Source organism: Pseudomonas sp. LB3P31, assembly GCF_054897945.1.
In genome coordinates this window covers 1,121,878-1,135,666 of the sequence record NZ_CM142710.1, presented here as the reverse complement: position 1 = coordinate 1,135,666, position 13,789 = coordinate 1,121,878, and the positions used below count along the sequence as shown (strand labels likewise).

General features: G+C 62.0%; 10 protein-coding genes and 1 pseudogene. 8 read left to right on the top strand and 3 right to left on the bottom strand.

Annotated elements, in window-relative coordinates:
* Nucleotides 1-103 precede the first annotated feature (103 nt).
* Nucleotides 104-826, bottom strand: a complete 723-nt coding sequence (locus tag ACYZTK_RS05025) for a pirin family protein (RefSeq protein ID WP_462013432.1) — start codon at nt 824-826, stop codon at nt 104-106.
* 340 nt (nt 827-1,166) lie between these two features.
* On the opposite strand from ACYZTK_RS05025, the gene ACYZTK_RS05020 reads away from it, so the two are divergent.
* Together ACYZTK_RS05020 and ACYZTK_RS05015 are read left to right on the top strand one after the other, a co-directional pair.
* Nucleotides 1,167-2,123, top strand: coding sequence for a GlxA family transcriptional regulator (locus ACYZTK_RS05020; protein ID WP_462013431.1), 957 nt, complete (start codon nt 1,167-1,169; stop codon nt 2,121-2,123).
* Nucleotides 2,124-2,264: 141 nt separating this feature from the next.
* Nucleotides 2,265-3,749 carry an ATP-binding protein gene (locus ACYZTK_RS05015; protein ID WP_462013430.1) on the top strand — a complete coding sequence of 495 codons (1,485 nt, stop codon included), beginning with the start codon at nt 2,265-2,267 and terminating at the stop codon, nt 3,747-3,749.
* Here ACYZTK_RS05015 and ACYZTK_RS05010 read toward each other — a convergent pair.
* Nucleotides 3,714-6,527 (bottom strand): ATP-binding protein, encoded by a 2,814-nt coding sequence (locus ACYZTK_RS05010; protein ID WP_462013429.1) that lies wholly within the window; start codon nt 6,525-6,527, stop codon nt 3,714-3,716. The genes ACYZTK_RS05015 and ACYZTK_RS05010 overlap by 36 nt on opposite strands.
* A 440-nt stretch (nt 6,528-6,967) precedes the next feature.
* On the opposite strand from ACYZTK_RS05010, the gene ACYZTK_RS05005 reads away from it, so the two are divergent.
* The gene (locus ACYZTK_RS05005; RefSeq protein ID WP_462013428.1) at nt 6,968-7,543 is read left to right on the top strand and encodes a flavodoxin family protein; all 576 of its coding nucleotides are present in this window, start codon (nt 6,968-6,970) and stop codon (nt 7,541-7,543) included.
* Nucleotides 7,544-7,574: 31 nt separating this feature from the next.
* Nucleotides 7,575-8,399: an alpha/beta fold hydrolase gene (locus ACYZTK_RS05000; RefSeq protein ID WP_462013427.1), complete on the top strand. Its 825-nt coding sequence runs from the start codon at nt 7,575-7,577 to the stop codon at nt 8,397-8,399.
* 56 nt (nt 8,400-8,455) lie between these two features.
* Here the strand turns inward: ACYZTK_RS05000 and ACYZTK_RS04995 are convergent, their stop codons facing one another.
* Nucleotides 8,456-8,911, bottom strand: coding sequence for a helix-turn-helix domain-containing protein (locus ACYZTK_RS04995; RefSeq protein ID WP_462013426.1), 456 nt, complete (start codon nt 8,909-8,911; stop codon nt 8,456-8,458).
* Between the two features lie 145 nt (nt 8,912-9,056).
* Here ACYZTK_RS04995 and ACYZTK_RS04990 point away from each other — a divergent pair, with 145 nt between their 5' ends.
* The 4 genes and pseudogenes from ACYZTK_RS04990 (at nt 9,057) to ACYZTK_RS04975 (ending at nt 13,730) form a co-directional block, all read left to right on the top strand.
* Nucleotides 9,057-9,980, top strand: a complete 924-nt coding sequence (locus tag ACYZTK_RS04990; RefSeq protein ID WP_462013425.1) for a LysR family transcriptional regulator — start codon at nt 9,057-9,059, stop codon at nt 9,978-9,980.
* Between the two features lie 193 nt (nt 9,981-10,173).
* A pseudogene (locus ACYZTK_RS04985) lies at nt 10,174-10,479 on the top strand (RHS repeat-associated core domain-containing protein); the annotation flags it as partial.
* A gap of 801 nt (nt 10,480-11,280) precedes the next feature.
* Nucleotides 11,281-11,895 (top strand): antibiotic biosynthesis monooxygenase, encoded by a 615-nt coding sequence (locus ACYZTK_RS04980; protein ID WP_462013424.1) that lies wholly within the window; start codon nt 11,281-11,283, stop codon nt 11,893-11,895.
* A complete protein-coding gene (locus ACYZTK_RS04975) occupies nt 11,892-13,730 on the top strand; it encodes an amidohydrolase (RefSeq protein ID WP_462013423.1) in 1,839 nt (612 codons plus the stop codon). The genes ACYZTK_RS04980 and ACYZTK_RS04975 overlap by 4 nt, the downstream gene beginning before the upstream one ends.
* Nucleotides 13,731-13,789: the final 59 nt, after the last annotated feature.

Below are 13,789 nucleotides of genomic sequence, written 5' to 3'. Positions count from 1 at the left end.
GGTGGCCTGTATTCAAAGGATGTACAGGATGGGACCACATTTTTCGTCGTTTGACTGTAGGAGCTGTCGAGTAAAACGAGGCTGCGATCTCTTGATCTTGCCGTCAAGGCATCTCCGGCAATTCCAGCGGCCGCAGATCAAACACCAACACCTCCGCATCCACTCCATTACTCAGCGTCAACACCTGCTCGTCACGCACCCGCACACCATCGCCTTCCTGCAATTGCACGCCATTAAGCTCGACGCTGCCGCTAGCCACGTGCACATACGCATAACGATTCGCCGCGAGTTCCAGGGTCGCGCTTTCCTTGCCGTCGATCAGCGCCGCGTAGACCCGCGCATCCTGGCGCACCTTCAGCGAGCCGTTTTTGCCTTCCGGGGAAATGATCAACTGCAAGCGCCCGCGTTTTTTCTGCGTGCTGAAATGCTCCTGTTGATAGCGCGGTTTGGCGCCGGCAACGTCGGGCACGATCCAGATCTGCAGGAAGTGCACCGGGCGAGTGCTGGAGTGGTTGTACTCGCTGTGCGCAACGCCATTACCGGCGCTCATCAACTGCACATCGCCAGGGCGGATCACCGAACCGGTGCCGAGGGTGTCCTTGTGTTCAAGGGCGCCTTCGAGCACGTAGGAGAAAATCTCCATGTCGCGGTGCGGGTGCTGGCCGAAGCCTTTGCCGGCTGCGACGCGGTCGTCATTGATCACCAGCAGGTCGGAAAAACCCTGCTCTTTCGGGTTGCGGTAGTTGGCGAAGGAAAAGGTGTGGAACGACTTCAACCAACCGTGATTGGCCATGCCGCGATCAGAGGCTTTGCGAAGGGTCAGCATGATGAATTCTCCTTGAGGGACGATGATTCGTCCGAGTGAGGAGAAGGTTAATGGTTACTGATCGACGCAATAAGTAGATGGAAATTGAATAACTGTCGCTTTTAGGTTGACAGTAATGTGTGGCGGATCACATTTTCCAGCCCGACATCTGGCTTACTCTCGCCCATAATGCCCGTTACATGACCTTGCATAGCCCTGCATAAAGCTGTGGGAGCAAAGCTTGCTCGCGATCGCGGTGCTTCAGTCGATAAACCTGGCACTGAAAACTCCGCCATCGCGGGCAAGCCTTGCTCCCACAGGCTGGTGTTAATTCATTCTCGACCTCAGCGATACTCATCTCATGAAAACCGTGGCAATGGTGCTGTTCCCCGACTTCCTCCTGCTCGACATGGCCGGCCCCATGGAGGTGTTTTCGATCGCCAATCGGTATGTGGCGGCTGATCAAGCCTACGCACTGACCACCATCGGCACCGAGCCTGGCGCGCTGCGGGCCTCCAACGGCGTCAGCCTCACCGCCGACCTGCACATCGACAACGCAGCTCAAAGCTACGACCTGCTGCTGGTCCCCGGCGGCCCAGGCGCCTACAACGAAAAACCCCCGGAGTTGCTCGCCTGGCTGCCTGGCGCTACGGCCCGTGCCGGCCAGTACGGCTCGATTTGCACCGGCGCCTTCGTACTTGGCCACGCCGGTCTGCTCGACGGCTACCGGGTGACCACCCACTGGCATTACACCGAGCGACTGATCAAGGCCTTCCCCAAAGCGAGCGTTGAGACCGACCAGATCTATGTGCAGGACCGCAACCTCATCACCTCCGGCGGCGTGACGGCCGGAATCGACCTGGCGCTGTCGGTGGTCGCCGCAGACCACGGCAAGAAAGTCGCCCAGGACGTGGCCAAAGTGCTGCTGGTGGTGATGAAGCGTCAGGGCGGACAGGCACAGTTCAGTCCTTTGATGGCTGCAGTGGCCCCCCACGAGACCGCCATCACCCGGGTGCAGAAGCATGTGCTGGACCATCTGCACCAGCCTTTCAGCATCGACTGTATGGCCAGCCAGGCGGCCATGAGCCCGCGGCATTTCGCCAGGGTGTTCGCTCGGGAAGTCGGCATGACGCCGATGGAGTTCCTCCAGCGCGCACGCATCGATCGAGCCAGAAACCTGTTGGAAACCAGTGACTTGCCCCTCAAGACCATTGCTTTCAAAAGCGGCTTCGGCAGCGTGCGGCACATGCGTTTTCTGTTCAGTGAAAAGCTCGGCCTGACCCCGACGCAGTACCGCGAACAGTTCAGTTGGGGCTGATTGTCCGTCGCGCGCACCCGGATGGCTGTGACGCTCCCATCGCGGCAGTTGTGCTGTCACCAATGCGTGCCAAGATTGATGAGAACCAATTGCAATGGAGGTGCGCGAATCCGCGTGGTCGGATTTGCGCACGTGAACTGCATGAACAGTCTCTCAGATTTGCACAGCGACACGGTGCTGCGATTCGGCCCCTACGCCTTTCACCTGCAACAGCGCCTGATCCTCGACGGGACGCGGGCGCTGCGCATGGGCGGTCGCGCCCTGGACATCCTGCAGGTGCTGGTGGAGCGGGCGGGCACGGTGGTCAGCAAGGACCAATTGATCGCCCTGGTGTGGCCGACTTCGGTGGTCGAGGAGATCAACCTGCGCGTGCACATTGCCGCGCTGCGCCGGGCCCTGGGTGACGGGCAGAACGGCCAGCGCTACATCGTCAATGTGCCGCAGCAGGGTTACAGCTTTATCGCCCGGGTGATGCAGGTGCCGGCGGACACGTTGGCCGCCGCCGAAACCTCCGTGCAACCGCAGCACAATTTGCCCGCCCGACTGACCCCAGTGACCGGTCGGGACTCGCTGGTCGGCAGCCTGGTGCGGCAATTGCCGGTCTGGCGCCAGATGACCCTGGTCGGCCCCGCTGGCATCGGCAAGACTACGGTCGCGCTGCGGGTGGCCGAGCTGTTGTTGCAGCATTATCGGGACGGTGTATGGCGGGTAGATTTTTCGACCATCGATGACCCGGCGCGCGTGGTCGATCATGTGCTGCGTAGCCTTAATCTGGACGTCGGCACCAGCCTTGATGCATTGACGCAATGGCATGGCTTGCTGGTGCTGGATAACTGCGAGCATGTGCGCGAACGCTGCCGCACGCTGGTCGAGGACTTGCTGCAGGCCGCGCCACGCTTGTCGACGCTGGTGACCAGTCGCGAACCCCTGCAGGCCGGTGGCGAGACGGTGCACCGGGTGCCACCACTGACCGTACCGCCGGCGTCAGCGCTGCTCAGTGTCGAGCAAGTCATGGGCTACTCGGCGGTGCAACTGTTCGTCAGTCGGGCACGCGCGCGCCAGCAGGGTTTTGCCCTGCGCGAACAGGACCTCGAGGCCATCCGGGAAATCTGTCGGCGCCTGGATGGTTTGCCGTTGGCCATCGAGCTGGCGGCGGCGCACATCGACGCGCTGGCGTTGGTCGGATTACAGGCGCAACTGAACAATTGCTGCCAGTTGCTGACCCAGGGCCGACGCACCGCCGTACCGCGTCATCAAACCCTCAAGGCGGCCCTGGACTGGAGTTACGAACGGCTGAGCAACCGCGAGCAGACGGTGCTGCAGCGCCTGGCGGTGTTCAAGATGTCTTTTACCCTGGATGCGGCCATCGGCGTGATCAGTTGCGCGGTGCTGCGCCCGGCGCTCCTGACCGGGTTGCTGGAACGGCTGGTGGCCAAGTCGCTGCTGTCGCTGGAGCGGGTCAACGGCAGCGTGCGTTATCGCTTCCTGCACACCACTCGCAGCTATGCGCTGGACAAGCTCGAACACAGTGGCGGCCTGCGCCTGTTCGAGGTGCGCTACGCCCATTACATCAGCCGCGCCCCGCGGGTTTCACGCGCGCAACTGGCCTTGCAGATCGTCGAGTAGACGCCGGACCTGGAGCAGGTCCGGCGTGGCAAAACCCTCGGTGAAACGCTCGTACACCGGCGCCAGCAACTCGTACGCCTGCTGGTGTCGACCCTGGCCCTGCCATAGCTGCGCCAGGGCCGTGGCGCTGCGCAGTTCCCAGGCCAGCGCCCCCTGGTTTCGCGCCACATTCAACGCCCGGATCAACAGGGCTTCAGCGCTGCTGGCATCACCTGCCGCACCTGCCTCATCCCCGGTCAGCAGGGCCACACCTCTGGCCCGCAGGATTTCCGCCGTGCACCAGCCGGCCGCTCCGGTATCCGCCCTGAGCATCAGAGCCTCATCAACCAGGCCTGGATTCAGGGTGACCATGATCTCGCTGATCAGCCCAGGTCCCGCTGGCAGGGCAGGCTGCGCTGCGCCGGGGTCGATCACCTGCGCATACTGGCGCGCCCAGTTGTAGAACAGCAGCACTGAATGTTTCTGCGCTTGCTCCAGCAGCAGCTGCAACAGTTCACGGGCAGTGCGGGTGTCGCCGTTGTACTGCGCGATTAGGCAGCCGGCGAGCGCCAGGGTGTAGCAGATGGACGTGCCGTGATTGATCTGCAGCGCGACGTCCAGCGCTTGGCGGGCCGTGCGCCAGGCCTGTTCGGGCTGACCCTGGACCCAGAGGATGCGCGCCAGAATCGTCAGCGCTGCAACGCTCTGGTCGTATTGCACGCCAAAGCCATGCGTGAAGCGGTTGAGGTGTCCGCTTTGGGCCATGCGCTGGATCACCTCTTCGGCATTTTCCCGCGCCAGCTGCTGATTGCCGGCGAAGTGCAGGGCGAGGACCCGCAGACGGTGCGCGCTCAACCCCAGCAGCGGGTCGCCGTGCTGGCCCAGGCGGTCGAACTGCTGGCTCTGCTGCAGCGCCATCTGATAATTGCCGCAACTGAGATTGACCGCCATGTGCCCGGACACCGCGCGCAACTCCCCGGCGACGTCATTGCACTGTCTGGCCTGGGTCCTCGCGCTGACGAACGCCTCAATGGTCTCAACGGTGCCACCCTGGGCGTGGTAGCAGGAACTGCCGAGGGCGAGGTTCAGGCTCATCTGCAACTGGGGGCAGGGCTCAGGCGTGGCGTCGAGCAGTGCCAGCGCCTTGCGCAGGTAGATCCCGTGTTCCTTGAGCAACGACAGTTCCTGCCAAAGCGGCGTCGATGTTGCTGCCAGGGTGATCGCCAAAGTCTGCGGGCCGGCCGCGAGCAGACCCCAATCCAGCACGCAGCGGATGTCGTCCAGCGTGCGGGCGTAACGCTCGATCCACCGGTGGGTGGCAATCAGATCCCAGTCGGTGCGGGCCTGTTGCATCAGTGCCAGGCACCGTGCGGCGTGGCGAGCGCGGGTGTCCGGCAGGTCACCGGTCTGTTCGAGTTTTTCCAGCGCGTAGCCGCGGGTCAGATCGAGCAGGCGGTAAAACACCTCTTCGTCGCCGACTTCCACGTTGAGCAGCGACTTGGCCACCAGTTGCGTGATCGAGCCAAATACTTCACCGGGCTCGATATGTTCGCCGACGATCACCGCAGCAGCCGACTCCAGGGTGAAACCGCCGCGAAATACCCCGAGCCGGCGCAGGCAGGTCTGCTCGCAGGGGCTGAGCAGTTTAAAGCTCCAGTCCAGCGTGGCGCGCAGGGTCTGATGGCGGGCGAGGCTCAGATGACTGCCTTGGGTCAGCAGGCGAAAACTGCCCTGCAACTGGTTTAGCAAACCGCTCAAGCCAAAGCGTCCGACCTGCGCCGCCGCCAGTTCAATCGCCAGCGGTATACCGTCGAGGCGCTGACAGATGTCGATCAGTAGCGGCAGTTCGGCATCGTTCAGCTCGAAACTGTCGTGGCTGGCCATGGCCCGTTCGACGAACAGCTGCAGCGCGGAAAAGGCCAGCGCCTGGGCGCGATCCAGCACCGCGATGGGCGGTGGGCAGTCGAGCGATTCCAGGCGCTGCACAAACTCGCCTTCGGCCCGTAAACCTTCGCGGCTGGTGGCCAGGATGTGTACTCGGGGTGCGCTACGCAGGATGCTTTCGCAAAGCGAAGCAATGGCGTCGACCAGGTGTTCGCAGTTGTCGATCACCAACAGCATCTGCCGCTCGCGCAGGAAGGTCGCGAGGCTGCTGACGGGTTCGCTGTCGTGCAGGGACAGGTCGAGCAGGGTGGCCAGGTGCGCGGTGATCATCGAAGGGTCGTTGATCGGCGCCAGGTCCAGCAGGCGAATGCCATCGCGGTATTGCCCGATCAGTTGTTCGGCGACGCGCAGGGCCACGGTGGTCTTGCCGATGCCGCCGGGCCCGACGAGGGTGATGAAACGCTGGCGCGGCAGTTGCGCCACCAGGCGCTCGACCAGGGCCTGGCGACCGATCAGACGGGTGCGCCGCACGGGCAGATTGTGTCGGCTACGCTCTACTTCTTCACTCGGCGGATGTGGCGCGATCTGCTCGGTTGAGTAGGGCGCAACAAAACTGTAGCCGCGCTGGGCCACCGTGACGATGTAGCGCTGCCCGGCCTGGCCGTCGCCGAGGGCTTTGCGCAACGCGGCCATGTGCACCCGCAGGTTGATGTCTTCCACCACGCTGTTGGGCCACACCCCGGCAATCAACGCTTGCTTGCTGACCACATTGCCGGCGTGTTGCAGCAGGATCAACAGGATATCCATGGCGCGCCGACCCAGGCGTACGGGCTGGTCGCCTTCCAGCACCAGGCGTTGCCGGGGGTAGATTCGGTAGGGACCGAAATGGATGGCCTGTTCGGGGGCAAAGGTCACGCGCTCTCTCCTGCATGCGTGCGTCTGGTACGCGGTTTGCGAGCATATTCCAGAGGTTTGCCGTGCAACGCAATGAGACGGTGGGTAGGGGAGCAGAATTAACAACGTTTAACTCGTCGTGAAGCGGGTTGCGGTTCGACACTGCAGGACGCGTAAAAACTCGTATGACGCGATGACGCGATGACCCGATGACCCGATGACCCGTAGGAGCTGTCGAGTGCAACGAGGCTGCGATCTGTTGACGTTGATTGTTAAAACAAGATCAAAAGATCGCAGCCTCGTTGCACTCGACAGCTCCTACAGTCCAAACGGTCCAAACGGTCCAAACGGTCCAAACGGTCCAAACGGTCCAAACAGTCCAAACAGTCCAAACGGTCCAAACAGTCCAAACGGTCCAAACAGTCCACCAGGCAATCCAATACCCCGGGAGCAACGCCGCAATGAGCAACGTGGTGGTGGTCTATCACAGTGGCTACGGACACACCCGGGTCATGGCCGAAGCCGTGGCCCTTGGGGTGGCTCAGCACCTGGGCAGTACCTGCCAGCTGATTGCGGTGGAAGACGTTAACGCCCACTGGGACCGGTTGCACAGCGCCGACGCGATCATCTTCGGCGCGCCGACCTACATGGGCAGTGCCTCGGCCTCGTTCAAGGCATTTATGGAAGCCACGGCCGCGTTCTACCTGGCGCAGCCCTGGCGCGACAAGCTGGCCGCCGGCTTCACCAACTCCGGCAGCCTGTGCGGCGACAAACTCAACACCTTGCTGCAGATGGCGGTATTTGCCGCGCAGCACTCGATGATCTGGGTCGGCCTCGACCTGTTGCCGGCGCGCTCCGGCAGCGGCCTGTTCGACGGGCAGTTGAACCGCTTGGGCAGCTCGCTGGGGGCCATGGCCCAGTCCAACGTCGAACAGTCCCCCGACCAGGCACCTCCCGCCGAAGACCGCTGCACTGCAGCGCACCTGGGCGAGCGGGTCGCGCGCCTGGCTGCACGCATGACTAATTCCTCCGATTGACAACCCAACCCCACGTAATGGAGCAAGCCTCATGAGCACGTTCACCACCCGCGACGGCACCGAGATCTACTACAAGGACTGGGGCACCGGCCAGCCCATCGTGTTCAGCCACGGCTGGCCGTTGAACGCCGACAGCTGGGAATCGCAGATGATCTTCCTGGCCTCCAAAGGTTATCGCGTAATCGCCCACGATCGCCGCGGCCACGGCCGTTCGAGCCAGCCCTGGAGCGGTAATGACATGGACACCTACGCCGACGACCTGGCGCAGTTGATCGAACGGCTGGACCTCAAGGACGCCGTGCTGTTCGGCTTCTCCACGGGCGGCGGCGAGGTGGCGCGCTATATCGGTCGTCACGGCACTGGCCGCGTGGCCAAGGCCGGTTTGATCTCCTCGGTGCCGCCGCTGATGCTCAAAACTGCGGCCAACCCGGGCGGGCTGCCCATTGAAGTGTTCGACGGCATTCGCCAGGCCTCACTCGCCGACCGCTCGCAGCTGTACATCGATCTCGCCAGCGGTCCGTTCTTCGGCTTCAACAAACCGGACGCAAAACCGTCCCAAGGCATGATCGACTGGTTCTGGATGCAGGGCATGACCTCCGGCCACAAGAACGCCTACGACTGCATCGCCGCGTTCTCCGAAACCGACTTTACCGAGGACTTGAAAAAGTTCGACATCCCGACGCTGGTGGTGCATGGCGATGCCGACCAGGTGGTGCCGATTGAAGCTGCAGGTATCGCTTCGGCGGCGCTGGTCAAGAACTCTACGCTGAAGATCTATCCAGGTGCACCGCATGGCCTGACCGACACGCATAAGGATCAGCTCAATGCTGACCTGCTGGCGTTCCTTCAGGGGTGATAGCGGTTTAGGGTAAGGCAAATCAAAAGATCGCAGGCTGCGCCAGCTCCTACGGGTTATGTACAGGCCTGGGTAGGAGCTGCCGCAGGCTGCGATCTTTTGCTGTTAGAGGGCAGCGCAAGCACAGTCCGGCAGCGCCATGCAAACGGATTGATGCCTTCACTGCGGGTGAAGATATGGCAAAAATGCGCCTGGTCGCAGAACCCGCATTCCAGGCTGATTTGCGTCAGCGTCAGGTCGGTGGTTTGAATCAACTGCTTGGCGCGGGCGATGCGTTGCTGGCGAATCCAGTCCTGGGGTGACAGCCCGGTGCTGCACTTGAACGCGCGGGAAAAATGACTGCGCGACAGGGCGCAGGCGCGTGCCAGTTCGGTGACTTCGACGGACTCGCCCAGGCGTTCGAGGATAAGCTGCTTGGCCAGGCTTTCACGCCACGGGGCCAGGCCTCCGGTGTTGTTCCTGCGCGAATCCAGGGCGGGCGGGCAGGCGATATTTTGCTGAAGGTGAGCCATGGCCAATGTCCGGGTTGGTATTCCGCATTCTTGGACGCGAGGCTCTGGCAGGCGAGTTAAACGTTGTTAATTCCGTGTTTACACCGGGCATCCAGGAACAAAGTCAGACACAATCGCCCTCTAAGCCAACAGGGAACCGTGCCCCATGAACCGTAACGATCTGCGCCGCGTCGACATGAACCTGCTGGTGATTTTCGAAGCTCTCATGTTCGAAAAGAACCTGACCCGTGTCGCGGAAAAACTGTTCATGGGCCAGCCGGCAGTGAGTGCGGCGCTGGGGCGCTTGCGCGACCTGTTCGACGATCCGTTGTTGTTGCGTAACGGTCGGGCCATGGAACCGACGGCGCGCGCCCTGGCGATTCTCAAGGAGCTGCAGCCGGCGATGGACACCATCTCCGGTGCGGTCAGCCGGGCCAAGGAATTCGATCCGGCCACCAGCAGCGATGTGTTTCGAATCGGGCTGTCGGACGATGCCGAGTTCGGCCTGTTCCCGCCACTGCTGACGCAACTGCGCGAGGAAGCGCCGGGGATTATCGTGGTGGTGCGCCGGGCGAATTACCTGTTGATGCCGGCGCTGCTGGCTTCCGGGGAAATCTCCGTCGGGGTCAGCTACACCACGGACCTGCCGGCCAATGCCAAGCGCAAGACCTTGCGCGACATTCCCTGCAAGGTGCTGCGCGGCGACAAGCGCCCGGGCCCGCTGACGCTGGATGACTACTGCGCGCGACCCCATGCGATGGTGTCGTTTTCCGGGGACCTGAGCGGCAATATCGACCTCGACCTGGCGAAGATCGGCCGCAATCGCCGGGTAGTCCTGGGCGTGCCGCAGTTCAGTGGCCTGCGCGCCTTGCTGGCAGGCACCGAGATGATCGCCACCGTCCCGGATTACGCAGCCTGCGCACTGGTCGAAGGCTGCGCCCTGCGCGCCGAGGATCCACCATTTCCGATCGCGGCCGCGCAGCTCTCGATGGCCTGGAGCGGGGTGCACGACAACGACCCGGCCGAACGCTGGCTGCGCTCGCGGATCAGCGACTTCATGTCGCGGCCTCTTGCAGTTCAGACACAGTAGCGACTCGTTCGCTCCGGCAGGAATAAACCCTGTGGGAGCAAATTTCACACGCAGTGAGCGCACTCAGCTTCAGCGCGTCCTATCATTTCTGCTAGTACCCAACTGCTGCAAAATGCGGAAGAGTAGTAGCCTCCTGAGACACCTGTCTTTCAGCAAGCAGTAATCACAAGAGCCCGGTGAAATGAAAACGCGTCTACTTGCCACCGACAATAACCAATCCGTGTTGAAGGTGCTTGAATCGACCGGGACAAACACGCTGGTCTATACAGTCTATGGATATCGTCCGTCACACGGCAGCCTGCTCGGCTTTAAGGGGGAATGGGCGGAGCCGGCGACGGGACACTACTTGCTAGGCATGGGTTATAGAGCGTTTAACCCAGTGTTGATGCAGTTTAACAGCCCGGACAGCTGGAGTCCGTTTGGGGACGGTGGACTTAACGCCTATGCATATTGCGGCGCTGAACCCGTGAATCGAAATGATCCCTCAGGACATGCGCCTGTGTTGCCAAGGGCAGTAGTGCGCAAGATTCGAACGGTTATCGCTGGAAGCGATTCATCAAAAACTGCAGTCCTTTATCCTTCGGTGTTCAACAAGAGTCGTAACCCAGGCACTAGCTTAAAACGCTTAGCAAGGGGAGGAGCTCCAAGGGATTTCAAGGTGGTACCAGTCCATAGAGTTAAATCCGTACAAAGTGAAATGACCTCTGTATCTGATGCAGCCGGTAGTACATCCCGTAGCAGCGCCGTGCCTCCGTTTATGATGGTCCGAACGGATACCGCAGTTTCTCCGGTTTCGCGAAGTCAGGCTTCAGGCCTTCGCCGGGTGTTGAGCGGTCAAGAGTTCTCGGATCAGGCCGCCGCTGAGCGATTAAGGCCGAGTCCCAACGTCGACCACCTTGTTACCCAAATGATTCAGCGAGGATTGACCGTTACTCGTTCGGCTCCTGCACCTGCTGTCCCAACACCAGCATCAGCTCCGGTCGGACTTTCAGGCACCGCAGCGGATCTCAGGCGGACTTGATTGTCGTAGTCCTGCTCGCATCCCTGGGGTCTCGTGGAGACCCGCCAAATTGCGGTTGCGATGGTATCTGGTGCGAAACTGAGGACCGCACCGCTGGCCAAAACAGCACATACATCCAATTCCCCATCACGCACTCTCGGCATTATTCCCTCAGATGCCTGCCCTTTGAGGCCGATAGTTTTCCGGACAGTTGAGCTGACTGACGATCCTGTGTACCGCATTGCTATGCGTGCCCCGGATGTCTGAAGTTCAACCTCCGATTCCGCGGAGTCTTGCCTCATGTCTGAATCCACCCCACTGCACACCCCCGCACGCGGCTTTGATGAGGTCGTGACCCTGGTGATCAAACACCGGGTCAAGGCCGGTTTCGAAGTGCCCTATGAAGCCTGGTTGCGCAATATCGTCAGCATTGCCGGACAGCAGGATGGGCACCTGGGGGTGGACGTGATGCGCGGCAAGAACGCCGGTCTCGACATGTACACCTGCGTGCTGCGCTTCTGCTCCACGGACGCCATGCAGCGCTGGCTCGATTCGCCGCAACGCCTGCAACTGGTGAGCGACGCCACGCCGATGCTCGCCGACGGCGATCAGACCGAAGTCAATCCGGTCAACGAATTCTGGTTTGCCCCACAAGCCGACAGCGCATCGCCCGCGCCACCGCGTTGGAAGCAGGCGGTGGTCACGCTGCTGGTGATTCTGCCGCACACCCTGCTGGTGCCGCTGATCTGGGGACCGCTGCTGCAACTCAATGCCTTCCTCTCCAACTACGTGGTCGCGACGTTTCTGATCACCCTCACCATCGTCGTTTCGGTGGTGTACCTGTTCATGCCGATGGCGACGCGCCTGTTCGCGCCCTGGCTGTCTCCTACCCCTGAGCCCAAGGAAAACCAATGAACGCCGATCTGATTCTGTTCAACGGCCAGTTTCACACCGTCGACCGGGAAAACCCGAACGCCAGTGCCGTGGCCATCAGCGACGGCCGTTTCATCGCGGTCGGCACCGACGCCCAGGCCATGGCCCTGCGCGGTGCGAGCACTCAAGTCATCGACCTCAAGGGCCGCTGTGTCATCCCCGGCCTCAACGACTCGCACCTGCACTTGATCCGTGGCGGCCTGAACTACAACCTCGAGCTGCGCTGGGAAGGCGTGCCGTCAGTGGCCGATGCCCTGCGCATGCTCAAGGAACAGGCCGACCGTACGCCGACCCCGCAGTGGGTGCGGGTGGTGGGTGGCTGGAACGAATTCCAGTTCGCCGAAAAACGCATGCCGACCCTGGAAGAGTTGAACCAGGCGGCGCCGGACACCCCGGTGTTCGTCCTCCACCTGTACGATCGCGCATTGCTCAACCGCGCCGCCCTGCGAGTGGCGGGCTACACCCGCAACACCCCGAACCCGCCGGGTGGCGAGATCGTCCGGGACGCCAACGGTGACCCAACCGGCATGCTGGTAGCGCGTCCCAACGCGATGATCCTGTACTCGACTCTGGCCAAGGGGCCGAAACTGCCGCTGGAGTACCAGGTCAACTCGACTCGCCAGTTCATGCGCGAACTCAACCGTCTCGGTCTCACCAGCGCCATCGATGCCGGCGGCGGATTCCAGAACTACCCGGACGATTACCAGGTGATCGAGCAGTTGGCCAAGGACCAGCAGCTGACCATCCGCATCGCCTACAACCTGTTCACCCAGAAGCCCAAGGAAGAGCTCACCGACTTCAAGAACTGGACCAGCAGCGTCACCCTGCACCAGGGCGACGACTTTCTGCGACACAACGGTGCCGGGGAGATGCTGGTGTTCTCCGCCGCGGATTTCGAGGACTTCCTCGAACCGCGCCCGGACCTGCCGCAGAGCATGGAAGACGAGCTGGAGCCGGTGGTGCGCCACCTCGTCGAGCAACGCTGGCCGTTCCGCCTGCACGCCACTTACAACGAATCGATCAGCCGCATGCTCGACGTGTTCGAGAAGGTCAATCGCGATATTCCATTCAATGGCTTGCCGTGGTTTTTCGATCACGCCGAAACGATCACACCACAGAACATCGAGCGGGTGAGGGCGCTGGGTGGCGGCATTGCGATCCAGGATCGCATGGCGTTCCAGGGCGAATATTTTGTCGAGCGCTACGGCGCCAAAGCTGCCGAGGCTACGCCCCCCATCAAGCGCATGCTGGCCGAAGGCGTGCCGGTCGGTGCCGGCACCGATGCCACCCGGGTGTCCAGCTACAACCCGTGGACTTCGCTGTACTGGATGGTCAGCGGTCGCACGGTGGGTGGCCTGGAGCTGCACAGCGAAGGGCTCTCGCGGCAGACCGCGCTGGAACTGTTCACCCACGGCAGCGCCTGGTTCTCATCCGAACAGGGTAAGAAGGGCATGATCAAGGTCGGTCAATTGGCCGATGTTGCCGCCTTGAGCGCGGATTTTTTCAGCGTCGACGAAGAAGCCATCAAGTGGATCGAGTCGGTGCTGACCGTGGTCGGCGGCAAAGTAGTGTATGCCGCGGGCGACTTCGAAAAACTCGGCCCGGCCAGCGTGCCGGTGCTGCCGGACTGGTCACCGGTGGTAAAAGTCCCTGGCCACTGGCGCCCGACCTCGCCGGTGCAGGCCCAGGTTCACCACTGCAGCGGACCGTGCGGCGTGCATGCCCACAGCCATGATCGGGCGCGTCTGTCGAACGCTCCGGTGAGCGATTTTACCGGCTTCTGGGGCGCCTTCGGCTGCTCGTGTTTCGCGTTCTGATCCTATCCAGCAGGCGCCGGGCGACAGGCTCGGCGCCGTACGTAATACCCATCCAACGA

Coding starts and splice junctions, on each gene's coding strand:
- ACYZTK_RS04995 (WP_462013426.1), bottom strand. CDS start 8,911: ATGGCTCACCTTCAGCAAAATATCGCCTGCCCGCCCGCCCTGGATTCG.
- ACYZTK_RS04990 (WP_462013425.1), top strand. CDS start 9,057: ATGAACCGTAACGATCTGCGCCGCGTCGACATGAACCTGCTGGTGATT.
- ACYZTK_RS05000 (WP_462013427.1), top strand. CDS start 7,575: ATGAGCACGTTCACCACCCGCGACGGCACCGAGATCTACTACAAGGAC.
- ACYZTK_RS04980 (WP_462013424.1), top strand. CDS start 11,281: ATGTCTGAATCCACCCCACTGCACACCCCCGCACGCGGCTTTGATGAG.
- ACYZTK_RS04975 (WP_462013423.1), top strand. CDS start 11,892: ATGAACGCCGATCTGATTCTGTTCAACGGCCAGTTTCACACCGTCGAC.
- ACYZTK_RS05020 (WP_462013431.1), top strand. CDS start 1,167: ATGAAAACCGTGGCAATGGTGCTGTTCCCCGACTTCCTCCTGCTCGAC.
- ACYZTK_RS05005 (WP_462013428.1), top strand. CDS start 6,968: ATGAGCAACGTGGTGGTGGTCTATCACAGTGGCTACGGACACACCCGG.
- ACYZTK_RS05015 (WP_462013430.1), top strand. CDS start 2,265: ATGAACAGTCTCTCAGATTTGCACAGCGACACGGTGCTGCGATTCGGC.
- ACYZTK_RS05025 (WP_462013432.1), bottom strand. CDS start 826: ATGCTGACCCTTCGCAAAGCCTCTGATCGCGGCATGGCCAATCACGGT.